The sequence below is a fragment of the Candidatus Poribacteria bacterium genome (assembly GCA_028820845.1).
Classification (GTDB): Bacteria; Poribacteria; WGA-4E; order WGA-4E; family WGA-3G; genus WGA-3G.
This window is the reverse complement of sequence record JAPPII010000037.1, coordinates 90,241-115,317: the sequence shown is the minus strand read 5'-3', so window position 1 is coordinate 115,317 and position 25,077 is coordinate 90,241. Positions and strand designations below refer to the sequence as shown.

The following is a 25,077-nucleotide window of genomic DNA, read 5'->3' as shown; positions in this document are numbered from 1 at the left end:
AGAGCGAAACTCAATCTGTTCGCCTACAGACCACCCTCCTCTTGTAGGAGCGAGCTGTGCTCGCGATTCTTAGAAACCACCGGCAACGCTCACGAGGTCTAAGATGTTGATAACACGATCACCATTAACATCTGCATGAATAGGATACCCAGATTTACCAATCGCTTCGGCAACGCTCACGAGGTCTAAGATGTTGATGACACCATCATCATTGACATCTCTGGGGTCATCAGGGTGCGTTGTGAAGCTCAGCGGATCGTATTCCCATAGCAGCACGATATCGTCAGCAGCACTCGCGAGGGTGTTGCCATCCGGCGAGAACGCTAAATCGACCACACGATTTCTATATGCATAAAGTCTCTGTAAATGCGCACCACTCTCGACATCCCAAAAGTCGATGTGACCGGAGAGATCCCCACTCACCAACACAGTGCCATCCGGCGAAAACGCCAGGCTCGCCACATCATTGAGATAGACATTTGGAATCGAACGTAACTCTGAAGGTGTATTGTCCCATGCATCGGTAGATGCCTTGCGTTTATCGAGAATCGTGCGTCGGAGTGTTCCACTTGTTGTCTCCCATAAACGTATGATGCTTTTATTGTCACCACTTGCGAGTATACGTCCATCGGGTGAAAAAGCGAGACTGAGAAGTTGAACTCCACTAGATCCAGTATCTAGGAAATGTAATTGTTCACCTGTTTGAACATCATAGATAAATATTGAGGTGAAACCTCCACCTGCCAGCATCCGACTATCTGGACTAAACGCCATCACTGAAATATGTACTGGGTGACCACTCGTTGGTGTCAGCGGCGTACTGAGTTCATGTACAAACCTACCAGTGTCAGTGTCCACAAGATGTATCCGACCGTCTCGGATGTCTGCGTAGATTTTCATGTCGGGAGAAAAGAGCACATCATAACCCGCATGAATCGTTCGCACCGGCAGCCGGGTATTGACATCCATAAAACTCACAGTGCCTCTCTTGCCGGGGAGTGCCAGGAGTCCATCGGGTGAAAATGCTATGCTCCCCAGCCCGTCCCCGCCAGGGAGTCGCCATAACAGTGTCTGTGTGTCAACATCCCATAATGTTGCCATCGTGGAATCCGTTGCAAGCGTTTCGCCATCCGGCGAAAATGCGATACTCGTAACATTGCGGGTATGTCCATCAATGACGGCGACAGGACGGGGGAAGGGAGAAACTGTGATGTGTGTAGGCCCTTCTTCAATGACGGTATTTCTATTGTGAATATCAAAAATACGGACCGTCCCCTCTTCACCAGCGATCGCAACGTGTCGTCCATCCGGCGAAAATGCGACATCACTAAATACATAAAGTGTGTCATAATCTCGACCCGGGTAGTTGATTAAACAACATATTACCTCGTAGCGGAATTCACCTGTATTGACGTTAAAAAAACGAAGCGAAACGGCCGGGTCTCCGTACGGGTTTTCCCACGCCGCAATCATATCGCTATTCGGAACGCGACGCCAGAGGGTCTCATCGGCATCCGCAAATGTGGGTGAATGGAAACTCGGTGTAGGGTATGCTATCATCTGATTTGTGCCATCCGCCTCTAAAAATGGGGGAGGAGCAGGCATAGGCGGGATTAACGGTTCGGCTGCGGCTATCGGGATATTTTCGAGATGCGCGCCGGTTTCTATATCATAGACATCTACAGACTTATCAAACCAATTCTGCATCATGACAGCTGTCTCATCAGCACTGAACCACAACCCTCCCTGAATACTAAAAGGCCTATCTGAAGTTGTACGGAATGTATACAAAAGTTGCCACGTCTGTGTATCCCACAGATAGGCAAGCCCTTCGTTGTCTACCCCTGAAAGCATCCGTTTGCTATCCGAACTGAATGCTACATCGTAAACTTGCCCTGGATGTCCTTCTAAAACGGAGACAGGTTCATGCGTTTCGGTTTCATAAATCCAGACAATGCCTGACCGTGTCGCAACAGCAAGATGCTTGTTATCCGGTGAGTATTGCATGCGGCTAACACCGCCTTTACCCAAATGCGCTTTCGCACCGATGGGCAGAGACAATTGTCCCGAACTTTGAGGTGTCGAAAATTGCGCAAATGCTGCTGTTGTGAAGTACACGCAGAAAGTTAGAACCAAACCTAAAATAAAAAAACGCTTCATAAGTTTTCCTTACGCAATAATAAGAATTTTCGTTTTACAATTCCTCTGTTTTTATGTGTCCGCCAAATATCTCACGCAGCACATTCGGCTCCGATATAAATGCCTCATCGATTATGTCATTAAACGTCTCGTCAGTGATTACCCACTCACGATCAGGATGCGTCCGCTCTAATTAGATTTGATACAAGTCATTCGCCAAGTGTGTTTTCATGTGCCTCGCCAAGAGCTGCGTTAAGTTCGCGTAGTTTCACGGCTACAGATGTTATTAAGGCATCAGGATCAGATCTATTCCACTTTAAATAGACGAAGAGGGTTTCAAGGCATATTTGCGTCAACTGACATCCTAATCTTGGATCGGGTTTACCGGGACTCAAGTCCGGTGCGTAGGAGTCGCCTTTTTGCGTAAGATAATATGAGCGGATATCATGCCACTCTCTATGAATGCAATCGGGGCCTTCCGGTGTGAGTAGATGCTTTTTAACTTTACCTTCCAGTTCTCGAAACATCTTTTGCTCGGATGGATACGAATCCGAAATGGAACTATAGTCGAACTGCTCGCTTGACATGATAAGAGCCTCCATGTTTCGCGCAACTTCAAGGATAGGAGCGGAAAAGAGGCGGGTGAGTTCAGGTTGGCCCCCACAAATCTGGATAAGCGCGCCTTCATATAATTTCGTGAGTTGCACCATATATCCCACAATTATTGCCTGGGGCTTGGCGTACCCTGTGTTAGCTGTTTCTGCATCCGGTGCTGCAGCAACACCTACCCTGAGCAGGTACAAACACCGGTTCATAACTTCTACAACGAATCTCATGAGCTCAGCGTTCGTCTTGGATTCAGCCGGCGGCGAATTGAACTCAATCCACGCTTCCATATTTGTAAGTTTCCGAATGATTTTATCCATATAATCCTCTACGATAGTTGATTTCAATCTGTGTGAGGCATTGACCAGAGCAAAACTCAATCCGCGATGAGTTGTGCAGGCGTAGAGTCGACCTGTGCCTGCATCGGTTCATGATGGAGAACCATCAGTTGTGAGGCACGAAACCCGAGGGATTCGTAGGTGCGACCGTCACGATCACTAAATTCAACTTCAAAAGCATCACCGTTTGACAGTATCTCAACGACTGTACCAACTTGCCCACGCCGCAGATTGAGTTCGGGCAAATCATGCGTGAGTGCTACGACATCAAAAAGTTTAATTTTCTTTTTAACGTTTTCTTGTTTTAGATGGTACTCAGGCAAATTTCCTATGTTCACAGCGTCCGCAAAAAATTTGGTTTTCACAGTCTATTTCCTCCGGGTGTTACAATGGATAAGCGGTTAGCAATCTGGGAGCATCTGAATCTGGATCAATAATCCAGCCACTCCGAATTATCGCGTGTCTATTTTTCCAAGTCAGTGGAAAATCAATTCTATAGCGTTGCCCATAGATGTCCTGTCGTCCTACTTGCGCCTCGCTTGTTTTGACTGCTTGTAACAAGATGTCGCGTAGGGCATCAGCATCATCAACAGTTATACCGAGTGCTAGATAAAATAGATGTGCTTTATGTTTACCCGTATCATTCTGAGAGTTGAGACAGTAATCCCGCAATTTACGAATGTCCACGATAGCACGTTCTGCATTCGGTATTTTCATGAAATTTGTTGTATAATGCCTACTAATTTCGTGTGAATATTAGAGTCTTTCTATATCTATTGTGCTTTCCGTAAGGCATTAAAAGTTGTCACAAAACATTAACCCTGCTATAATATTACGAAATTATAGCACAATTGCCAAAGGAATGCAATAATGGCTGAAACCTCAATTGAACTACTCAAATCATTGACACAGGCGGACGGAATCCCTGGTTACGAAACAGAAGTACGCGAGATTTTTCGAGAGGCGGTTTCCGATGTCGGTCCAATCGAAACCGACAAATTAGGAAGTATCTTCTGCACGCACACAGGCAATGCGGAACACCCTCGAATTCTGCTGGATTCTCATTTAGACGAGATCGGCTTTGTTGTGCAAAGCGTTACAGATGACGGATTCGTCAAGTTTCTACCACTCGGCGGATGGTGGGCACATACACTTTTAGCGCAACGCGTCACTATTACAACGAAGGTGGGTAAAGTGCCGGGAGTGGTCGGGTCTACACCACCGCATTTACTCTCAGGGTCGCGCGATAAAGTCTTAGACATGAAAGACCTTTTTATTGATATAGGGGCGGAGAATGAAGAGCAAGCGGCTGAAGAGTTTGGGGTGCTACCGGGCTGTCCGATCGCACCTTACGGACCTTTTATGCCCTTGAAAAATAGCAAATTGTTTTCTGCGAAAGCGTTTGATAATCGCGTCGGTGTTGCGATCGTTATTGAAGCACTTTTGAGGCTTGATGAACATCCGAACACCGTTATTGGCGCAGGAAGTGTGCAAGAAGAAGTCGGCTTGCGAGGGGCAAGGACGGTCGCGGCAAGTGTGGAACCCGATCTCGCAATCGTTCTTGAAGGCCCTCCTGCTGACGATACCCCGGGATTAAGCGTCGGTGCCTCACAAGGGAAACTCGGTGGTGGTGTGCAAATTCGGATCATTGATTCTTCAATGATTGTTAATCCGAAGTTGGCAGATTTTGTGATTGAGACGGCAAAGCGACACGAAATCCCGTATCAACTTGGGGTGCGTCAGTCCGGTGGGACAGACGGTGGCGCGATCCATCAATCCGGCAGAGGTGTACCATCCGTCGTGCTCGGTGTGCCGTCACGTTATATCCATAGCCATGTCTCGATTATTAACATCGATGACTACACCGCAGCGTTGGAATTGACGATGCATCTTGTACGTGAAATTGATACATCCGTTTCGGAGGGATTTCTGTTCGGTTAGGCGTGTTTTGTAAAGTGTTTTTTACTTGGAGGGCAAACCAGTGACAACCTTACCAAAAATCTCGTTTTGTAATCATCAAATCAGTAAATTAGTGATAGGGGATAATCCAATTTACGGTTATTCTCACTTCAATCAACTCCTTTCACAGCATCAGAAGGAATACCATACGCCAGAACGGGTCGTCGCAACGCTCAAACGCGCAGAGGAAGCGGGGATTAACGGTTGGCAGAATAGTTTGACCGAGCGTTCGCTTTCTGATCTGCAGCGTTACCGAAACGAAGGCGGTACGATAAACTGGTTCTGCCTCAGCCCGGGAGGGCTTTGGTATGATGAACCCGATGCTGTCTTTGAAGCAGCGAAACACGATCCATTTGGTATGGCACCCCACGGTGGTGGTGTTGGACAGAGATGTTTGCGCGAGAATAGGCTTGATCACCTACAAGACATCCTCAAACGGATTCGCGATACCGGAGTTTTGGTGGGTTTATCTGTACATAACCCCAAACTCCTGCATATCGCTGAAGATGAAGGGTGGGATATAGACTATTACATGACCGGACTCTATAATCTCCACGGCGGTGCTGAGAAGTTTAGGGAGAAATTCGGCTACGCTGCCTTGGGCGAGATTTACGCCCGAGAGGACCGCGACGAAATGTGTAAGGCGATACAGAGGACGGATAAGCCGTGTCTCGTCTTCAAAGTCTTGGCGGCAGGTAGAACAATCGGGAGTCCGCAGCAGATTCGCGAAGAGATTAAGTTTGCTTTAGAACACATTAAGCCGATTGATCCGTTATTGCTCGGTATGTATCAGCAGTTCGGGGACCAGATTGGTCAGAATGCTCAATTAATTACGGAACTCTGTGAAGAATTAGGATAGATTGTGTTGTACGCCTCTCAAGTGAGGTATAATTACCTCATTTACACGTCATGGAGGTTAAGAAATGGAAAAACGGACATGTGGAAAATCCGGGATTGAGATTTCAGTGATGGGTATCGGTTGTTGGTCGTACGGTGGTGGTGACTATTGGGGACCACAGGCACAATCAGATGTCACCGAGGTTGTAAACGCCGCGTTAGATGCCGGTATAAACTTCTTTGATACGGCAGAGGGATATAATTCTGGACGCAGTGAAGAGGCACTCGCTGTCGCGCTGAAGGGCAGACGACACGAGGCAATCATTGGCACGAAGGTAAGTAGACCCGATCCAGCTACGATACGGGAGCATTGCGAAGGAAGCCTCCAGAGATTGCAAACGGATTATGTTGACATCTATATGATTCACTGGCCCCATGACGAGTTCGCTATTGAAGAGAGCATGGCTGAATTGATGCGGTTGCAGGAAGATGGACTTATCCGCGCTATCGGTGTAAGCAACTTTGGCGTGGATCAACTCACAGCCGCTCTTAACACAGGCGCGACTCTTGCCGTAAATCAGGTCTGCTATAATCTCTTGTCACGAGCGATAGAGCCAAAAGTATTACCATTTTGTAAGGAGCAAAATGTCGGTATTTTAGGATATATGCCCCTGTTACAAGGAATTTTGACTGGGCAATATAAAAGCGCAGATGAGATACCTCCAGTGCATGCCCGGTTTCGCCATTTTCGCGATGAACGTCCCGAGGCTTCGCACGGTGAAGAAGGTGCCGAAGAAGAGATGTTTGAGACGCTTGAAGGTATCCGAGAGGTCGCAGAATCCGAAGGAATTCCGATGAGTCGGCTTGCTATTGCGTGGTCAATGGCGAGACCCGGTATTACATGTATGCTCGTCGGTACCCGGAACGTAAGTGAATTGGAACGAAACTTGCATGTTGCTGGCTATTCTCCATCTGCTGACGTAATTGAAAGCCTTGACAAATTAACCGCACCGCTGCTGGAGAAACTCGGGGAGGATCCAGACTATTTCGCAGGTGGACGTATCCGTTAGTTGCGCATTGGGACGGATCCTCAATGCGTGCGTCTTCTTGTAGGAGCGAGCTGTGCTCGCGACTTCTATATCTATCAACTTCGACGTGACAAAACACGAATTATAGAGGAGTGGAGTGATGAAATTCAACAAGGACTTAGGCAGCCCGTTAGCAACGGCACCCGATGATCTTACACAGACTAACGCCGACGGCAAACCTGTCGTTCCGCTAACCCAAGAGCAGAAATATCTCTTTGACAAAAACGGTTGGCTCTTGGTTCCAGGGGTCCTGACGGACTCGGAGGTTGAGGAGATGCGCGATTTCTGTTACCAGTTGAAGCATTCTCCTGAAACAATTCCGCAACACCACCGTTCCACTTATGGCGGTCCCTTGGAACAACTGACAGACCATCCCGTTGTAGTGGCATTTGGGAACGAATTCCTGGCTTCTTCTTATCTTGCTTCGGATGTATGTTACGGCTTCCGTATGGAGATGAGTTTTCTGGCGTTACGTTCTACGACGGACGAGGTGCCTTTTACATTCCACCCACACAACGGCAACGGTCTGTGGCGGATGCCCGGAGATTGCCATCAGTACGCGTGTCTACCCGGTCAGGCGTATAGCGGTTTAACGCGCGTCGTCTGGGAGCTTAATCCTGTGGAGAGAGGCGACGGTGGCACGATGTTCATTACGGGCAGCCACAAGGCGGCGTACACTGCACCAGACGGTGCCCACACACAAGAATGGGAGTACTGGGACACCTATTCTTGTCCGGCTGGGTCGGTCATTATTTTTACGGAAGCAATTACGCATAGCGGACAACCGTGGCAAAACTCGGATACCGACCGCGTGGCGATTTTCAACGCCTATAATTCAGTAGATAAACGGTGGAGTTTATCGAAACCGCCCCAGGCATTGCTTGAGGCGATGCCTCCTAAACGCCAAACGCTCTTCCGCGATGCCTATGTAAAAGGCAACGTAACCGGCACAGACTTTAACATGGCATTATAAATAGTTGTCAGCGGCCACTTATAGGAGCACGGTTTGCGATTCTTTGGATTAAAATGGGGTGTAGCTTGAAACGAAGTGGAAAGCGGATCTACGGAGAGGAACGTGAAGACTACCAATTTGCCTGACCGAACCGCAAGGAAAGTTAAAAATATGACACCAAAACAACGTTACCTGTTTGATGTAACCGGATACCTTCACTTAGAAAATGTCATCACCGGTGATGCATTAGCGGAGGCTTCTGAAGCCGTTGATAGATATATCACAACTCCACCTAACAAGTTGCCAACGGGCTTTGAAATCCAAGGACTTCATCAACACGGGTTCGCTTTTGATAAATCACTTGAGTGTTTAACCTCCCACGCCGCGCTGTGGCCGATTATCAAAGAGTTGACAGATAATCAACCACGATTTGGCAGGGGTTCGCTGAAGCACGATAAGCACGATTTGTGGGAAGCTGGCGAACGTGCGAAAGTGAATCCGGGAGGTCTTCACTGCGCACGTGATGATTACGGGTGGTATAGCACGCGCTATGAAGTTGACAATGGACGTATCTACTGCGACAACTTCGTCTGCTTTCCCTATTTCACGGATGTCTATCCCGGTGACGGTGGACTCATCGTGATTCCGGGTTCACATAAAAGCGAGTTCGATCGTCCGAAAGAACTGCTGACGCTGAATGAAGCCGATGGCATTGATCCGCTTGACGATCCGGTTTTCGTCAATATCACCCCGAAGGCAGGGGATATTGTGATTATCTCGGAATTACTAACACACGGTGTATTGCGATGGAAGCCGAAAGATCGGGATCGCCGCTTTCTCGTTTTACGGTATTTCCCACAGTTCTCAGGGGCACATAGTTTCCCACAGCCTATCTTGGATCGGTTGTCGCCGGAGACCTTGGAATTAGTGGAATCTGCACCGTATGGGCATATCAAGGAGATTGTCAAACAGGATGCGGTTACGTTGACGGTTTAAGGGTAGTCAGGTGCGTTTACAAAGTACTAAATCAACACCAAATGACACATAGCGTTCGGCGGGATTTATAACACTGTGGTAGCCAACAACCCAAGGGCGTTCACATAGCCGATGAAGGTCGCGCCTGCATCACCGGAATCACATAACTCCGAATTGTGAGTCCTTCAAGTATCTCTGTTTCTACACGCGGTTCAGGATTGACGCGGTGATCAAATATGATGTAAAATCCTTCTACTGCCTTTTCTAACTTGAGATACGTCGCGAGCTGCTTCTTGCCCGACTGATAACGCCGCTCGCCTTCCCAAATCTTTGTCTCAACGATATATTTTCGGCCGTTGTGCAGAATGATGAGGTCCATCCTGCCGCGTCCGGTTGGCACTTCAAGGTAAATGTTACCGCCTACGATGCGGATAAATTGCTCCAGATAGGTGTAAAGCAGATACTGCCCAATAAACTCTTGTGGGGTATCAGGGACTTGCAGGATACGGAAACCGGCGCGGGCTATGAAGTCTTTGAAGTTATCAAGTAGAGGTCCCATCAAAAGCAGTCCAGTAGGGGTGAGATAATCTATAAAGTCGGTGTCACTATTTTCTGAGAAATAGTCCCCCTCAAGTCCGTTAATAAGTGGCTGGAACGCCTGTATGATGCAATGCTGATAAATCGGATTGACGATCTCACATAAGCCATCTGCCCCTCTTGCGATAACCCCGTAAGTGGTGAGTTCACTAATAATTTCATTACGCAGCGTGAATTGCACACCCCTCTCATAAGAGACGATTCGCATCAAGAGGTTCTCAAAGCGGGGGTCCCTTCGGATGTTCGTCAGTAGATGTGTTAAGTTGACGTTTTCTTCTTCAAGGAGCAGTGTGTGTGCCTTCACAAAGTGCGCCATTGTAATGGTCTGAGTTTTTGGGATATCCAACGCCTCTGTGAGAATCTGTGCAAGTCGGTTGACCAAAAAGGGTTGGCCCGCTGTCTGTCTATGGAAGGCTTCAATAACTTCAGGTGTGAAGGCTTGTCCGACTTCATCTGTATACTGAGCGAGGAGTTCTTGCACCTGTTGGTGGGTAAAGTTGGGCAAGTGAAACTCGTCCTGGATATTGAATGGGGAAATAGATCTATCGTAGTTAAGTTGTGTAATGCTCTTGACCCCCACGATGCCGACGCTGTGCGGACATCGGCTTTCATCAGAAAGGTAGATGTCACGAAGCGAATGAAGAAAATCATTTAGAGCCACTTGAGGAATTCCATCAAATTCGTCTATGATGAGGACGACCTTCCCGGCCTTATATTGACACTCCAGAAAACCGGCAAACTCTTCAAAGAATTCCATCATTGAAATGTGATTGTTGAATTTCGTGTTATTTAGAAAACGCGTGAGTGCCTCAGCAGGCACGTACCCCCGTTTTCGGCAAACCTGCTCAATTTCCTTACGAACCCTTTTGTAAAGGGCTTCATAGAAATCGGACGTGGACAGATTTTTATATATTTCAAAATTCAGTTGAATCGGGAAATAGGTTGATGATTTAGCGGTAAGCGTATCTAATGCGAATCGGAAAAACGTGGTTTTGCCGGTTTGGCGTGGGGCGAAAAGAACGACGTAACGGCCCTCTTCGATGCGGGCGATAAAGTCGGCTATCTCCTCGGTACGCGAGACAACGTAGTGACGCTCAGGATACACGCGGCCTTGGGTGCCAAAACGTCTCATTTTTTTTCTCCAAGTTTGCGTTAAAATTCTTAGCGATTTATTGTATCATACCCAGTTATGAAAGTCCACACTTAATTGCCTGTTGGCCAACAACCACCTTGATATTTTCCCAAGAACATGTTACCCTATAGATAGTCTAAGTTGCCATTTGTAGCATAATCTGTTAGATTGTGTGAGTTATTGTAGCATGGTTTCTTGTTAGGCTGTGCCTGTGTGTTCACAAACTCACCTTTGTAGCATAATCTGTTAGATTGTGCCTGTGAGTAGGCAAACTGATAGGAAAAACCGGTGGTGAATAAAGAACAAATTGTCTCCCAAGATCCACGCGTAATGCACGGCACCTTAGTTTTTGCTGGCACTCGCGTACCAGTTGAGAGCCTCATTCAACACCTTGTGGCAGGCGACTCGCTTGATATATTCCTTGACGATTTTCCGACAGTCTCACGTGAGCAGGCAGCGGCTTTTTTGTGAAGCCGAATCTTATTGCTACCAACTACCACGTGATTGAAGGCGCAGCACGCGGCACCGCGAAGTTAGTCGAAAAGCATACCACATACAATATTGAAGGCACCACGGCAACTGACAAGATGAACGATCTTGCCATTCTAAAGGTAACAGCGTATGGTATCAAACCGCTTTCGCTCGGAGATAGCGATACCGTTCGGATTGGTGAGACGGTTTATGTTGCAGGTAATCCTAAAGGTTTGGAAGGTACATTTTCGGATGGTATTATTAGCAGCCGCCGAGATAAGGACACGAAGGAACGCTTGCAGATGACTGCGCCGATTTCTCCCGGAAGCAGTGGTGGACCTGTGCTAAACCGTAAAGGTGAAGTTATTGGCGTATCGCTATCATGGTACCGTAATTCGGGCGATCCGTTGGATGTCCAACCCCTTAATATCCTTATTCCCTCAAACTGTGTTAAGACGCTGCTTACCCATTCTAGTAGTCTGTCACATCTAAACTGACAGGTCGTTCGTAGTAGGGCAATTCATTGCCCGTTTCTGACGTGCGATAAATCGCACTACTACGAACTGGGGTTTCCCATCATTTGAAAGTTGACAGAACACTAGCACTGCAAAACCTTTGGGACAGGACAACGTCTATATATCTCCCGATACCTACTTTAGGTGGGGATATATGAAGTTAGAGCTGGAGGACTATAATGGTGCTATTGCTGATCTTACTGAAACTATTCGACTTGCCCCAAAGAATACCTATGCTTACTACAACCGAGGAATAGCAAAGTCCCACCTCGGACAGTATACTAATGCTATTGCTGATTGGAGCGAGGCAATCCGACTTGACCCTAACTTTGTCTCTGCCTATGTCAACCGAGGATTTCTGAAGGGTGAACTTGGACAATACATTGCTGCTATTGCGGATTATGACACTGCCATTCTCCTAAAACCCAACTTTGCCGTTGTCTACTATTATCGAGGGCAGATGAAGGGCAAAATTGGAAAGAACGCCGCTGCTATTGTGGATTATGATGCTGCAATCCAACTAAAACTTGACGATGTTGAGATATATTTTTATCGGGGAGTCGCAAAGTCCAATCTTGGGCAATACACCGCTGCTATCGTAGATTTTGATACAGCAATCCGACTTAAACCTGGGTACGCCTTGGCATACTCTAATCGAGGGAGTGCAAACACCAAACTCGGAGATTACAGTGCTGCTATAGCGGATTATGGCACAGCTATTCACCTAAAACCCGATCTAGCTGAGGCATACAACAGTCGCGGAGGTCTGAGACATAAACTCGGACAATACGCCGCTGCTATTACCGACTATGACAATGTAATCCGACTCAAACCCAACGATGCCTTATTGTTCTACAATCGAGGAAGCGTGAAGTGTCAACTAGGGCAATATACCTCTGCTGTTTTAGATTTTGACAATGCAATCCGACTTAAACCCGATTTCTCCATAGCCTTCCATAATCGAGGAGTTGCGAAGGGTATACTGGGTCACACGCGTGAAGCAAAGCAAGATCTCCAAGCAGCGTTGAAACTCGCGGAAAAGTCAGGCGATGTACGCCTTAAAACTCAGATTATAGAGGCACTTCGACTTATGGAATAGGAATCAAAAATAATAGAATGTCCGCTGTTGCAGTTAGTTTCCCGGCTCTGGCAAGCAGCTTCCTTGTGCCCACTATTAGAAAATGTTGTGCTAAGATATAAAGTTAAAATATAAAACATGTTAGGTTTAGTAGAAATAATGATGAACCTATAATTGTTTCTGATTCATTCAAACTGAAAACTGAACTGAATGAGTGCTTAAAGAAGTATAGAATCAAGTATATCAAAAAGGCTACGAAGACAATTGATAGATGGAAAATCAAAAATCGGTATCCTACATAAAACCAAATATCTATCCATAATTGTGAATTGGTGCTGTGTATAATTTTATCAGGATGTATTCTCTAATTGAGGACATGTAAAAGTGCAAGCTATCATTCTATGCGGGGGTCTCGCGACGCGGCTCGGTGAGACCGTAAAAACACTCCCGAAAATCTTATTAAAAATCAATGGAAAAACAGTTTTGGAGTGGCAAATCCAGTTGTTGAAGGAAGCCGGTGTTACCGAGGTCGTCCTTGCATCCGGACATCTGCACGATGTGCTTTATGAACGCGTCGGTGAAACTTATGCTGGTATGCGTATCCACTATGCCAAAGAGGAGAGGCGACTCGGCACTGGCGGCGCAGTTCAAAACGCCATGAAGCAGGTTAATACATCGCCTTTTTTTGTGCTGAACGGCGATATTCTACTCGCAAACTTTTCACTCCGAGAGATGTTAGCTCGGTTTTGTGAAGAAGTGACTGGTGTGCTGCTGAGTGTACACGTTCCCGATATTCGTCCGTACGGCGAGATCGTAACAGACAGTAATGGGAAAATTACAGCCTTCCGCGAGAAACAACCTACCTATCGCCCCGGATATGTCAACGGGGCAATATATCTCTTCAATCAAAGTATTGCTAACACCTTTCCGAAGGGACAAGAGGTCTTTTCGCTGGAGCGGGACGTTTTTCCGTCTGTTTCTAATCTTTATGCATTACAGACAGATGCAGATTGGATTGATATCGGTGTGCCAGAACGGTTGGCTTATGCGCGTGAACATTTTTCGTCGTTTTAGATCTCTGTCATATCTCCTGTGCGCAACACAACGTAGCTCCGATACCGTTCAGCGTGTATCTCGCCAATTTCAACTGCATCTTGGACGGCACAATCGGGTTCCGCGACGTGAGCACAATCGTTATATTTGCAATTACCGAGATAAGGTTCCATCTCCGGGAAATAGTATTCTAAATTTTCAGTGTCAACACCCCACAATCCGACCTCTCGGATACCGGGTGTATCCGCAACTTCGCCGCCGAAGTCAAAAGAAAAAAGTTCCACAAGCGTTGTTGTATGCCGACCCTTCTGTGTTTTAACCCCGACTTCACCGACGCGTAGCCCTAAGTTGGGTTGTAATGTGTTCAAGAGGCTCGACTTCCCGACACCAGATGCCCCGACGATCACACTAAATTTATCCTGTAGCACATGCCGAAGCGGTTTGAGACTCTCAAGGTCATTGATGCTGGTATAGAGTACCCGGTATCCCAATTTCTCGTAATTGGTAAAAGCATCGGAGAATTCTTCTCGTTGCGTTGCATCCACTAAATCCATCTTGTTCAGACATATAACCGCTTCCATGTCGCCTGCCTCCGCTAAAATTAGGAATCTGTCGAGGGTCCTGAAATTAAGCGGTGGCATTAGGGTTGAAACAACAGCCACGATTTGGTGGGCATTGGCAACGATAACCTGTTCGATGTCCCCGTGTTTGCCTGCGTATTGCCGCGAGAATTTCGTCTCGCGAGGCAGAATATCCTCTACCACGCCTTCCTCTTCATCAAGTTGCGTGAAAACAACCCTGTCACCGACAGCAACCGGGTCGGCGTATAATCTACGTCCAGTTTCGGAACGACGTTTCCGTTTGAGGGTGCCGCGGAGTGTGCATCGCAGGATAAGATCCCCATGTTGGACATCATAAAATCCTGTTCGTGCTCGGATAACTCTGCCTTGTTCGTGTGTAAGGATAAATTCCACCCCCTAAAAGCGTGGAAGAGGTTGATACTACAATTAGAAATCTTTTAGATATAAGCCTTCATGGTTTTCAAAGCTACCTCAATATCTTCGTCAAAGTTGTCAAACTTACACTCACACGAGACGCGACCATCATATCCGGCTTCTCGTAGTGCCGCGAAGAAGTCCGTAAAGTCAAAATCGTCATTTCCCGGGTAAGAACGTTTGACAGGTTCTGCAATATGGACATGCGCAAGCCATTCGGCAGCATCAACGATGTTTTGCATCGGTTCTTCTTCCTGCCAGATGTGATAGAGATCCGCCAGTGCTCTGATACCTTTGCGATTGACCCGTTTTGCCATAGCGAGTCCGTCTGCGACTGTTTTGAGGATATTACCCTCGCGCTGGCAAATTGGCTCGATGACAATAATCATGTTGTGCGCTTCGGCGTGGTCTGCCGCCATATCGAGGAATTCAGCGATTTGCGCTAACCCCCGTTCGCGTGAATAGCCTTCCGCTATATTCCGGGAACCGCTACTTCCGTAGACGATAATCTCGCCTCCAATCTCATTGGCTCTACGACAGGCGGTTTCCACATAGCGGGACAGACGGGGAAAATCCACCGTATCGCCTACCACCCGCAGATTCCCTGGGATGAATCCTGCGTACGATTCTGGCTTCAAGGGTGCGTTCGCTGCCTGCTCACGAATCTTTTGAAATTCGGCTTCATTCGCTTCAGGTATTAACGCCGTTTGAACACCTAATTCGATATAGTCATACCCAACTTCTGCAAGTCGATTAACATTCTCTAAACCTGTACAGACCCCAAATCTCATCAGTGCTGTCTCCTTATCTGTGTGCTAAAGCCTCGGAATGAAAGCATGCAAAACATTTTCAATGACAACAATTACCAATGCTATCAAGTATGTATTAAAAAACCCGTTAAGTTCAAATCTGGGGGTTACCTTGTTAGCGATTGCGAGTAGAAAAGCGGCGATCGTAATGTAAGTGGGCGGTTTCGCCAGATAGAACAATAGTTTTGGAAAACAGTTGACACAATCTAAGGCATGAACAATATCGTCAGGCGGCGGTGCTGTCATCAAGAGTTCTATCCCTTGGGGTAGTGCTGGGTTTGTGAGAATTCCGATGCCTATGACTTTTAGAACCCCCATGCCGACTGCGATCCCCGCTGCTGTTTGCCACCCATCAACTTTCACGATTGGTAAGAAATAGACGACTCCGAAAACCGTGATGCTCAAGATAATCAGATTTAGCAGCTTTGAGAGCACACTGTTTCCGGCAGTTGTAGTGCTGCCTTCTGCCGTGAGTGGTCTTACAGGGCCGGCTTGAGCCCATAATTCCTTAAGGGCGTTGACAGGGATAGCGAAATTGAGGTTTTGCCCATCCTTTCGGGTACTCGCGGCGACCCCGATAACTTCTCCTTGACTGTTTAGTACCGCGCCGCCACTGCTGCCTTCGGAAATGGGAGCGGTGATCTGGATGACTTTACCGCGTATGCCTGAATTTCCATCAGGTTGGATATTACTGATGATACCATCAGAGAAAGTCCCTTCTAATCCGCGCGGATTCCCTACCGTATAGACAATTTCACCGATTTGAATAGTATCGCTATCGCCAAGTGGCAAGGGTGGTGCGAATAAGTTTGATACCATGAGTATAGCGAGGTCGCGATCCTTGTCAATTGCAACGTAGCCATCAACATCGTATGCTCGTTCAGTGCCTGCAAGTTTGGTGATGCCTTTCGTTGCATTTTCAATCACATGATAGTTCGTTACAACCAAGTTATCTGTAATCAAGAATCCGCTGCCTTGGGAGTTATTGCTCCCCTTGGATTCCATGTTCAAAACGACTGTGGAACGCAAAGCGTTTTGTGCGATTTCCTCGCGGGTCTGGGCATTTATCGCGATGGTTTCGCAGCATAGTAACAGTATTAAGCCGATAAAGTAGCTTATTTTTTTTCTTCGGTTTTGCATAATGTCTCTCATGTTGTCCTCCCTATTTCCCGAATCTGCGCTTGCGTTGACTATAGGCGCGCAAGGCGCGTAGGAAGTCGATCTTCCGAAACGAGGGCCAGTACGTGTCGCAAAAATAAAATTCTGAATAAACGCTTTGCCAAAGCAAAAATCCCGATAGTCGTACCTCTCCACTGGTGCGAATGATTAATTCGGGGTCGGGGAGGTTTGAGGTGTATAAATAGGGCGTTATCTTGTCCACAGTGAGTTCGTCCGCAATTTGGCGAACTGTTTTTCCGCTTTCACTTTCGGCTTTCAGATGTCCTCGAAAAGCCTCTATAATTTCTTCGCGGCCACCATAAGCGACAGCGACATTTAGGATGAACTTGTCGTAATTTTGAGTTGCTTCCTCTGCGTGACGAATCGCTTCTTGAAGACTCGGTGGAAGTAACTCTATTTGTCCCATTGCCCGGACTTTGATCTGATTCGCATGGAGTCCTTCGATTGTGACGAGTTCGCGCATTTTTCCTTCAATCAGTCCGAGAATGCCTTCGACTTCGTGCGATGCGCGTTTAAAGTTGTCAAGCGAGAAAATCCAGATTGAGAAGATCTCAACGCCTAATTCGTCACACCAATGAAGCACCTCTTCCAACTTATTCGCACCTTCATGGTGTCCTTTGATGATATTATCAAGTCCACTCGCTTTGGCGTAACGGCGATTTCCATCAAGGATTACCCCGATGTGACGTGGAATCTTCCATTTATTCGCTTCAGATTCCAGACGCTTTTGATAAGCGTTGTAGAAAAATCTTTCGATTCGGTTTTTGATGGCGTGGAATGGATTCATATTCGGATCCTGATTTGTTGGGACAAGTTGCAGATTAGGGCACCTTGCAAGCCGGTTTTACAAATTCTATTATAACATGAGGAAATTATAAAAAAAAGTCTATTTTGCTCCACAGCAGCTCCTTCAGATTGCTACTTTTTCATAACTTCACGACATTGTTCTGGTTAACAACTTTAAAGGGTTGACAGGTTGTGGCGCGTGTGATAAATTTGTCTAAAATGTGCATAGAGACCACTGTAGAACGTACCCTTAAACAAACCACGCCTACCACCACCCATTGAACGGGTCAAAATCATTTCGCATTCACTGGAGCCGTATTCTATATGGAAGTTGAAACTTCCCGTTCGTTAGTAGCATCCCAAGTTCCTGCCCACGGTGTCACACTCAAATCTATACTTATTGCTGTTATCCTAATACCGATTAACTGCTATTGGATTATTGAGATGGAAGTTATCCGGTATTCAGGACATCCTGTGACGATTTCCCTCTTTTTTAATGTAATCTTTAGTCTCTTCGTGATAATCGGTGTGAACCAATTGTTACGGCGTTTCCTGCCAAGCTTGACCTTAGCACAGAGCGAATTGGTGGTCGTTTACCTAATGCTTTCTATCGCTTCGGGTATTGCTGGACACGATATGCTTGAAATTTTAGTGCCAATGCTCGGACATGCCTTCCGCTTTGCAACGCCAGAAAATGAATGGCAGCAGCTGTTTGTCCCGTTTCTCCCGCAGTGGCTCACCGTTAGTGACACAACGCTTTTATACGGCTACTATGAAGGCGAACTACCCCTTTATACGGTGAGAACATTACTCGGATGGGCAACCCCTGTACTCTGGTGGACAGCCTTTATTACTGTGTTGATTTTTGGCATGCTTTGCATCAACGTAATTGTCCGAAAACAGTGGATCGAACACGAAAAGCTCAGTTATCCAATAATTCAGCTTCCACTCCAGTTGACGGAAACACCACAAAATAGCCTTTTTCAAAATAAATTGATGTGGCTCGGTTTTGGACTTGCGGGGGCACTCGCGCTCTGGAATGGTATTAACTTTCTGTATCCAATTTTGCCTGAACTCCGGACGCGTGTGCGGAGTTTTCAAATTTTTACAGAGAGTCCTTGGAATGCTATGGGTAGAATCCCATTTTCACTCTATCCATTTGCTATCGGACTCGGTTTCTTTATTCCCTTGGATCTTTCGTTTTCATGTTGGTTTTTCTTCTGGTATTGGCGATTTATGCGCGTCCTCGGTGCCGCTCTCGGACTTCGTAGTCTGCCGCGCTTTCCATACATGAGTGAGCAGGCATCCGGCGGTTATCTCGCGCTGTGTGTTTTAGCACTTTGGGCAAGTCGGCGACATCTTTTACACGTCGCAAGAGCCGTTCTCGGACTGAATACCCAACGGGGAAATACAGAGGGGACCGCCTCGGAGCGGGATACATCTGAACCCATGTCTTACCGAGCCGCGACAGTCGGTCTTATTTTGGTGATGGTGTTTCTTGTGGTCTTCTGTTACTATGGCGGCGCAGAGTTGTGGGTGATGTTTGCATTTTTCGTAATATACTATATGATTTCTATCGCTATAACTCGGATGCGCGCCGAGTTAGGCACGCCCGTCCATGATTTACACTATTCGGGACCAGACGAAATATTGACTCGAACTGTTGGCACACGCCGGTTAGGGAGAGGCAACCTTATTATGTTCTCCATGTTTTGGTTCATCAATCGTGCGTATCGGAGCCATCCAATGCCGCACCAGTTGGAAGGTTTCAAAATCATGGAGCGTACAAACATGACCATGCGTCGCATCATCTTTGCCTTAACTCTGGCAACTGTTTTAGGGTCATTGGCAGGATTTTGGGCATTAATTGACCGTGGCTATCGACTCGGCATGGAGGTACGCGCCTATTGGCCTTCTCTGAGTGCTTTCGGCATAGAGCCGTATCGCCGTCTTTCAGGATGGATGCAGGCACCCGAAGAAACGCTTATACCTGAAAGTGGGTTTATGGGAATCGGCTTTCTGTTGACGACAGTGCTAATGTTTTTTAGGATGCGGTTTGTCTGGTGGCCGTTCCACCCCGCTGGGTTTGCTATCTCTACGAGTTGGGGCATGAACGTTACATGGAGCTGTCTTTTCATGAGTTGGTTAGTCAAATGGCTTATTCTTCAGTATGGTGGTGTGGTGAGGCATCGAAAAATAGCCCCGTTCTTTTTAGGATTAATCTTGGGAGAGTTTACAATCGGTAGTCTTTGGACGATCCTCGGGATTATTGTGGGGATTCCTACCTATGGATTTTGGGTCTAACTTCCGCCTGCTAACATGTATTGTATCAAGCACTAATAATCGTCATCGGGATTTGCATTAATTGCTAAGTTTAGTGGTAAGAAGAACAAAGTCAAACTAAACAGAAGTGCCCATTGCCATTCCCATTTGAGATGTGCCATCCCCAGAAATTCGCGGATAGGTTCGACGTAGACAGCAATCAGGTGAAGCCCTATGACGATGAGGAGCATAATGAGGAGCCGTGTGTTCGCAAACATCCTGTGAAAAAGTGATTCCCATGGATACCGCAACGTTTGCCAGCAGGTCGTCAATTGTGTAAAAATCAGTGTGGTGCATGCTACGGTTCGGGCTACCGAAATGTCTGAGGCGTTTGGATCTGTTGAATTTGAAATCGAGAATACATCTCTCAGTAAGGTAGAGACCCCAAGCGGATCGGATAGAGCCGGAGACTGCCAAAGAAGAAAGAAAAAAGGAATAATCGTCATTAGACTGGTGGTTACAGAACGACAAATGATATCCACCGGCGTTGTTTTAGAGAAGAAGCGTGAGCCTGAAAATAGTGTTGGACGGTGATGTTTTTCATCGGCGAATATCTTTTCAGTACCGACACCTAATGAAGGCAGCAAGGTTAAGAGAAATTGCACCCAAATTACCTGGGTCAACGTCAAAGGCATAGGAAGTTTATAGAGGTAATGTAAAACTGTTCCAAAAGTAAGGGTCAGCAGCAAGGAGAGTGTACACGAGAAACTCCACCTTAAAAAGCCTGCGATATTGTGATATGCCTCGCGTACATAAAGCAATCCATCCCTTACGGCTTGGAAACCTTTTTTGTCAATCAATCCGTCGGCAAATGCTTGTACAACGTGGGGTGCCTTACTGCTATCTGCAAGGGTGATATTTGAGACGTTCATTGCTCGCAAATCGTTTCTGTCTTCACCCAAAAACCCGACAGAATGTCCTTGACGTTTCAAACTGAGAACAATGTTCCGACGTTGCTCCCATGTCGGTTCGGAGTAAGCGAGCCATTTTGAGACCTGGGCATCGAATTGTTCACGTGGGACGGCATCTAATTCTTCGCTTGATACAACAGACTTTCGATTGTGAATCAGCCCGAGATCCTTCGCGAAGTCAATAGTCTGCTGCTTCTTATTTTCAGCCATGAGGATTACTTTGAGTCCCGTGTCAAGGCTGGATTTCAGCACCTCCTTTGTTTCTTCACCGCTGCTGACGGAGAGGGCAATAAATCCTAAAAAGATCGCATTATCTTCTACCTCTTGTGGTTTCAAAATGACATCGGAAGAGTGAAAGGCAACACCATAAATCTCGGCTCTGGTGGTAAGTAGATAGTCAATAACCTCACAGTACCTCTCGTAACGATCGTCTTGCATCGGGACAATTTCACCTTCGATGAGTACATAAGCACAGGTATCAAGCACCGTTTGCCCCTCTCCGAAGATGACGTTGAGATAGTTTTCTGGACCCGACTCAAACACTTGCGTTTGATATCCGTAGTTGCGTGTGGCTGGATATGAATCTACCAACGGAAGTTGGGCACTCAAGGCATTTGGTTGATAACCGAGTTGTTCCATCGCTTTCTGGATAGCTGCTTGTACTGAGGATACACCAGCAGATTGTTCTGTTGACCAGTCTTCTTCCGTATTCGACATCTCGGTATTATCTAACTGCTGTCCATTAGAAGTGCCAAGACCGGCTGTGAACACCAAGTGGGGAGCACCTTGTGGGATTTTTCCACCCGTCGGCATTGACGCAATTGTCTCTTGTCGCTCTTTCGGTGTGAAATTTTGCAAGGAATCTAACCACGATTGCCACGTATTGCTATCAATGAGTTGTTCATCCACGAAAAGGTTGGAGATCGTCAGCGCGCGTGTCGTCGAGAGACCGTTTTCATTTGCACAGAAGGCAGTAATACGGCTCAATTTTTCAAGCGTCCGTGAGTGTCGCAGAATAACACCTTTTTCCAGCAATTTTTGGGTGTGTTGCGAAAATGAGAGTCGGAGCAACGAAATAACGTCATGTGGAGCAGATGCAAGAACAAAAAGTACGCCAAGATATATCAGGGCATACCAATCAGTTGACTGATTCTGATATTCAAACCACCATGCGATACCCACAGCTACACCCGCAACTATCACGCCAGCCACTTTTATGACAGTATGCAGACTTTGGGTCTCGTTCTCGGCTAATGTGTTCGCGATGCCAGGCGCATGGACATCGCGACGTTGCCTCCGGATTTCTAAGTCTTTCCCGGTCTGCACGACAATCGCAAAGCCGTGTCCGGCTGTGACATACGTCCCGGCAAATGCCATGTTTTTTTGTCGTTGTGGTGGCACATTTGTCTCTGAAATATCTGTGCTTGTCTTCGCAATAGGTTCCTCAGTCCCAAAGAGTGCTGATTCGTCAATCATTAGACCTTCAGATTCAATAATTCTCGCATCAGCTGGAACATAGTCACCAGGACTAAAAGGAAGTAGATCACCCGGCACGATGTCTTCCGGTGGACAGTGATCAATTTTCCCTTGTCGGATAACTTTGATACTGTGTACCATCAGTTGATGTCTATTGTTATCACGATTCTGGCTGCGGTGATCTGTCAGATATGCCCATCCGATATGCATAGCCAAAACAGTGCCAACGAGGCCTATTGTGTGGAGACTGATGCCGCTTGCCCCATTAGCAAAGCAGACGATTAGAGTGAGTGTTGCTAACGTCAAGATGAGAATGCGCCATGTGAAGAGGGGTCCTAAAAACGTCTTAAGCGAAAAGGCAGTTTCCACTGGATCCAGCTCGTTCTTGCCGTACTGTGCTTTCGCTGCTTGAAAAGCATCTGTACTCAACCCCTGGTCCATGTTGGCATTGAATTTATTCAATATGGATGCAATGTTTTCCGTATGAAAATTGGACATCGTGTTTTTATGGGTGTCAGGCGTTTAGAAATTCGGAAAACTCCTATCATTTATAGAATTGCGAAGTCGGCAATTCTCATTTTTTGATATCTTTAAACCAAAAATGCCTGCCAAGAGAAATTCTACGCTTATCTATCCGCTCCGACAGAGAGCACCAGTTTGTACATTCGCTCCGGCAGCATCTGCTTTCAGAATCTTAATATCACAAGCGATCTGATGTTTATTGAAGGCAGTTTGCATCTGTTTCGCGACCTGTTCGGCGTGTTCCAGACAATAGGCAGCTACAGTCGGTCCCGCACCACTCAGCGCAACACTGAGTGCGCCATTAGCAATAGCAGCTTCAGCGACATCGTTAAATCCAGGAATTAGTGAGGTGCGGTATGGTTGGTGCAGCTTATCCTTCATGGCTACTTTCAACATCTCAAATTGCCCCGTCGCAATACTGGCAATTAGTAATGTGCTACGACTCGTATTGTAGATTGCGTCCGCGAAATCAACCGATTTTGGTAGAACTTCTCGCGCTTGTTTGGTTGAAAGCGGAAAATTCGGGATTGCAAGCACAATGGAGAGTTCCGGGGGAAACGTCAGCCGAATGGTATGCACATGTCCATCTTCTTGTGCTGAAACGACAATACCACCGTATAGTGAGGCCGCCACATTATCTGGGTGTCCTTCCATCTCTGTCGCGAAGTTGAGAAGTTCGGCATCAGAAAATGGCAGCCCACATAAGATGTTCGCTGTTAACAATCCACCAAGAATGGCTGTACCACTGCCACCTAACCCACGGATTGCAGGTATTCCATTGTCAATGCGTAGTTTAAAACCGTTGGGACGTTTTGTTCCGCTTCGCTTGAAAACTAATTCGACTGCTTGAAACGCTACATGTTCTGGCGTATTCGGTATCTTATCGGCATCTACGCCGCTTACAACGACTTCGGTTGCGGTGTCGGATGGTTCCAATGTGACTGTGCTGTAGAGTTGTAAAGCGAGTCCTAAGACATCAAAGCCAGGACCCAAATTCGTCGTGCTTGCTGGGATACGAGCGGTGACTTTCTCGTTTAACGCACTATTGAAAGTTTGAGGCATACAAGAAATTCCTATTATTAATGGCTATCGGAAACCGTCAGGTCTACAATTTCATGATTGCAGTTTCCATTCTGCCTAATGCCTCTTGGATATTTTCCAATGAATTAGCATACGAGAGTCGGAGGTAACCGTCACCGTATTTGCCGAAGGAGGTACCGGGCAATAGCGCGATGTCTGCCTCATTCATCAGATAATCAGCGAGTGCTTCACACGAGAGAGGGAGTTGCGTGACGTTGGGAAACACATAGAAGGCACCGAGCGGTTTGATACAGCTCACGCCTTCAATAGCATTGAGTCCACCCACAATCGCATCACGGCGTTTCTGAAACTCGTCTACCATCTCTGTAACAGAGGTTTGCTGACCTGTCAATGCTTCTATTCCAGCGATTTGTGTGAAAGTCGCAGTACAAGAATTAGAATTGATTGTGAGCTGTGTAATCTTGTCTGCGATTTCTTGTGGGGCAATACCGTATCCGAGTCGCCACCCTGTCATTGCGTAGGTTTTAGAATGTCCCTCGATGAGAATTGTTCGTTCTTTCATACCGGGGAGGTTGATGACACTATGATGTTTGCCTTCGTAGAGGATGCGAGAGTACACTTCATCTGTCAGCACATAAAAGTTGTGTTTCTGTGCCAGTTCAGCGATTGCTTTGAGGTCTTCTGGCGTTAGGGTCCCGCCTGTCGGGTTTTGCGGTGAGTTGAGAATAAGCAGCTTCGTTCGGTCAGAGATTGAATCAACGAGATCTTCGAGCCGGAATCGGAAATCTACCTCTTCGCGAAGGGGCAGCGGAACGGCTTTTCCACCGATGAAGTCGATAACTGATTCATAGACCGGAAAACCGGGTTCGGGATAAATCACTTCGTCACCATCATCGATTAGAGCCAAGATAGTAAAGAAAATAATTGGCTTCGCACCGGGTGTCACGGTGACCTCATCTGGGTGGACGCTGATCCCGCGCGTCTCCGTTATGTGGTGCGCGACAACTTCACGAAACTCCGGCACGCCAGCGGATGGACAGTAGCCGGTATGTCCGTCCTTCATTGCTTTATATGCTGCCTCAATAATATTAATCGGTGTTGGGAAATCCGGTTGCCCTATTTCTAAATGGATGATGTTTCTACCTTGTGCCTCTAATTGTTTCGCTTTCGCAAGCACTTCAAATGCCGATTCTGTCCCCAATCGATCCATTCGCGCCGCGAACGTGGATATTTCCAAAATTATACCTCCGATTCCACAAAAAACGATTTGTTCAGGGTTGTGTGGCAGGGAGACGT

General features: G+C 46.9%; 22 protein-coding genes. 10 read left to right on the top strand and 12 right to left on the bottom strand.

The window, feature by feature from the left end:
• Positions 1-69 precede the first annotated feature (69 nt).
• The 4 genes from OXN25_09605 to OXN25_09590 all read right to left on the bottom strand — a co-directional run bounded on the left by OXN25_09605 (position 70) and on the right by OXN25_09590 (position 3,800).
• Positions 70-2,160: a dockerin type I domain-containing protein gene (locus OXN25_09605; GenBank protein MDE0425112.1), complete on the bottom strand. Its 2,091-nt coding sequence runs from the start codon at positions 2,158-2,160 to the stop codon at positions 70-72.
• A 188-nt stretch (positions 2,161-2,348) separates the two neighbouring features.
• Positions 2,349-3,065 carry a hypothetical protein gene (locus OXN25_09600; GenBank protein ID MDE0425111.1) on the bottom strand — a complete coding sequence of 239 codons (717 nt, stop codon included), beginning with the start codon at positions 3,063-3,065 and terminating at the stop codon, positions 2,349-2,351.
• Positions 3,066-3,121: 56 nt separating this feature from the next.
• Complete coding sequence (locus OXN25_09595) at positions 3,122-3,364, bottom strand: DUF4926 domain-containing protein (GenBank protein MDE0425110.1); 243 nt, start codon at positions 3,362-3,364, stop codon at positions 3,122-3,124.
• A 103-nt stretch (positions 3,365-3,467) separates the two neighbouring features.
• Positions 3,468-3,800: a hypothetical protein gene (locus tag OXN25_09590; protein MDE0425109.1), complete on the bottom strand. Its 333-nt coding sequence runs from the start codon at positions 3,798-3,800 to the stop codon at positions 3,468-3,470.
• A 153-nt stretch (positions 3,801-3,953) separates the two neighbouring features.
• Here OXN25_09590 and OXN25_09585 point away from each other — a divergent pair, with 153 nt between their 5' ends.
• From OXN25_09585 to OXN25_09565, 5 genes are all read left to right on the top strand, one after another.
• A complete protein-coding gene (locus OXN25_09585) occupies positions 3,954-5,024 on the top strand; it encodes a M42 family metallopeptidase (protein MDE0425108.1) in 1,071 nt (356 codons plus the stop codon).
• A 40-nt stretch (positions 5,025-5,064) separates the two neighbouring features.
• Positions 5,065-5,901, top strand: coding sequence for a hypothetical protein (locus OXN25_09580; protein ID MDE0425107.1), 837 nt, complete (start codon positions 5,065-5,067; stop codon positions 5,899-5,901).
• Positions 5,902-5,965: 64 nt separating this feature from the next.
• Positions 5,966-6,949 (top strand): aldo/keto reductase, encoded by a 984-nt coding sequence (locus OXN25_09575; protein ID MDE0425106.1) that lies wholly within the window; start codon positions 5,966-5,968, stop codon positions 6,947-6,949.
• Between the two features lie 118 nt (positions 6,950-7,067).
• Positions 7,068-7,940 (top strand): phytanoyl-CoA dioxygenase family protein, encoded by an 873-nt coding sequence (locus tag OXN25_09570; GenBank protein MDE0425105.1) that lies wholly within the window; start codon positions 7,068-7,070, stop codon positions 7,938-7,940.
• Positions 7,941-8,090: 150 nt separating this feature from the next.
• Positions 8,091-8,915 carry a phytanoyl-CoA dioxygenase family protein gene (locus OXN25_09565; protein MDE0425104.1) on the top strand — a complete coding sequence of 275 codons (825 nt, stop codon included), beginning with the start codon at positions 8,091-8,093 and terminating at the stop codon, positions 8,913-8,915.
• 100 nt (positions 8,916-9,015) lie between these two features.
• On the opposite strand, the gene OXN25_09560 is transcribed toward OXN25_09565, so the two are convergent.
• Complete coding sequence (locus OXN25_09560) at positions 9,016-10,623, bottom strand: AAA-like domain-containing protein (GenBank protein ID MDE0425103.1); 1,608 nt, start codon at positions 10,621-10,623, stop codon at positions 9,016-9,018.
• Positions 10,624-10,911: 288 nt separating this feature from the next.
• On the opposite strand from OXN25_09560, the gene OXN25_09555 reads away from it, so the two are divergent.
• The 4 genes from OXN25_09555 (at position 10,912) to OXN25_09540 (ending at position 13,761) form a co-directional block, all read left to right on the top strand.
• Positions 10,912-11,094 (top strand): DUF433 domain-containing protein, encoded by a 183-nt coding sequence (locus tag OXN25_09555; GenBank protein MDE0425102.1) that lies wholly within the window; start codon positions 10,912-10,914, stop codon positions 11,092-11,094.
• Positions 11,091-11,591, top strand: coding sequence for a serine protease (locus OXN25_09550; GenBank protein ID MDE0425101.1), 501 nt, complete (start codon positions 11,091-11,093; stop codon positions 11,589-11,591). The genes OXN25_09555 and OXN25_09550 overlap by 4 nt, the downstream gene beginning before the upstream one ends.
• A 172-nt stretch (positions 11,592-11,763) precedes the next feature.
• Positions 11,764-12,708 (top strand): tetratricopeptide repeat protein, encoded by a 945-nt coding sequence (locus OXN25_09545; protein MDE0425100.1) that lies wholly within the window; start codon positions 11,764-11,766, stop codon positions 12,706-12,708.
• A gap of 363 nt (positions 12,709-13,071) precedes the next feature.
• The gene (locus OXN25_09540; GenBank protein ID MDE0425099.1) at positions 13,072-13,761 is read left to right on the top strand and encodes a sugar phosphate nucleotidyltransferase; all 690 of its coding nucleotides are present in this window, start codon (positions 13,072-13,074) and stop codon (positions 13,759-13,761) included.
• Here the strand turns inward: OXN25_09540 and rsgA are convergent.
• The 4 genes from rsgA to uppS are packed head-to-tail and all read right to left on the bottom strand — an operon-like array spanning position 13,758 to position 17,510.
• Positions 13,758-14,714: a ribosome small subunit-dependent GTPase A gene (gene rsgA / locus OXN25_09535; protein ID MDE0425098.1), complete on the bottom strand. Its 957-nt coding sequence runs from the start codon at positions 14,712-14,714 to the stop codon at positions 13,758-13,760. The two genes, OXN25_09540 and rsgA, sit on opposite strands and share 4 nt — an antisense overlap.
• A 44-nt stretch (positions 14,715-14,758) precedes the next feature.
• On the bottom strand, positions 14,759-15,526 hold the full coding sequence (locus tag OXN25_09530) for a sugar phosphate isomerase/epimerase (protein ID MDE0425097.1): 768 nt from the start codon (positions 15,524-15,526) through the stop codon (positions 14,759-14,761).
• A gap of 24 nt (positions 15,527-15,550) precedes the next feature.
• The gene (locus OXN25_09525; protein ID MDE0425096.1) at positions 15,551-16,684 is read right to left on the bottom strand and encodes a trypsin-like peptidase domain-containing protein; all 1,134 of its coding nucleotides are present in this window, start codon (positions 16,682-16,684) and stop codon (positions 15,551-15,553) included.
• Between the two features lie 22 nt (positions 16,685-16,706).
• Positions 16,707-17,510 carry a polyprenyl diphosphate synthase gene (uppS, locus tag OXN25_09520; GenBank protein ID MDE0425095.1) on the bottom strand — a complete coding sequence of 268 codons (804 nt, stop codon included), beginning with the start codon at positions 17,508-17,510 and terminating at the stop codon, positions 16,707-16,709.
• A 323-nt stretch (positions 17,511-17,833) separates the two neighbouring features.
• On the opposite strand from uppS, the gene OXN25_09515 reads away from it, so the two are divergent.
• Positions 17,834-19,813 carry a hypothetical protein gene (locus OXN25_09515; GenBank protein ID MDE0425094.1) on the top strand — a complete coding sequence of 660 codons (1,980 nt, stop codon included), beginning with the start codon at positions 17,834-17,836 and terminating at the stop codon, positions 19,811-19,813.
• A gap of 32 nt (positions 19,814-19,845) precedes the next feature.
• On the opposite strand, the gene OXN25_09510 is transcribed toward OXN25_09515, so the two are convergent.
• From OXN25_09510 to OXN25_09500, 3 genes are all read right to left on the bottom strand, one after another.
• The gene (locus tag OXN25_09510; GenBank protein MDE0425093.1) at positions 19,846-22,716 is read right to left on the bottom strand and encodes a cation transporting ATPase C-terminal domain-containing protein; all 2,871 of its coding nucleotides are present in this window, start codon (positions 22,714-22,716) and stop codon (positions 19,846-19,848) included.
• A 132-nt stretch (positions 22,717-22,848) separates the two neighbouring features.
• Positions 22,849-23,802, bottom strand: coding sequence for a homoserine kinase (gene thrB / locus OXN25_09505; GenBank protein MDE0425092.1), 954 nt, complete (start codon positions 23,800-23,802; stop codon positions 22,849-22,851).
• A gap of 43 nt (positions 23,803-23,845) precedes the next feature.
• Positions 23,846-24,991 carry a pyridoxal phosphate-dependent aminotransferase gene (locus tag OXN25_09500; protein MDE0425091.1) on the bottom strand — a complete coding sequence of 382 codons (1,146 nt, stop codon included), beginning with the start codon at positions 24,989-24,991 and terminating at the stop codon, positions 23,846-23,848.
• Between the last annotated feature and the right edge of the window lie 86 nt (positions 24,992-25,077).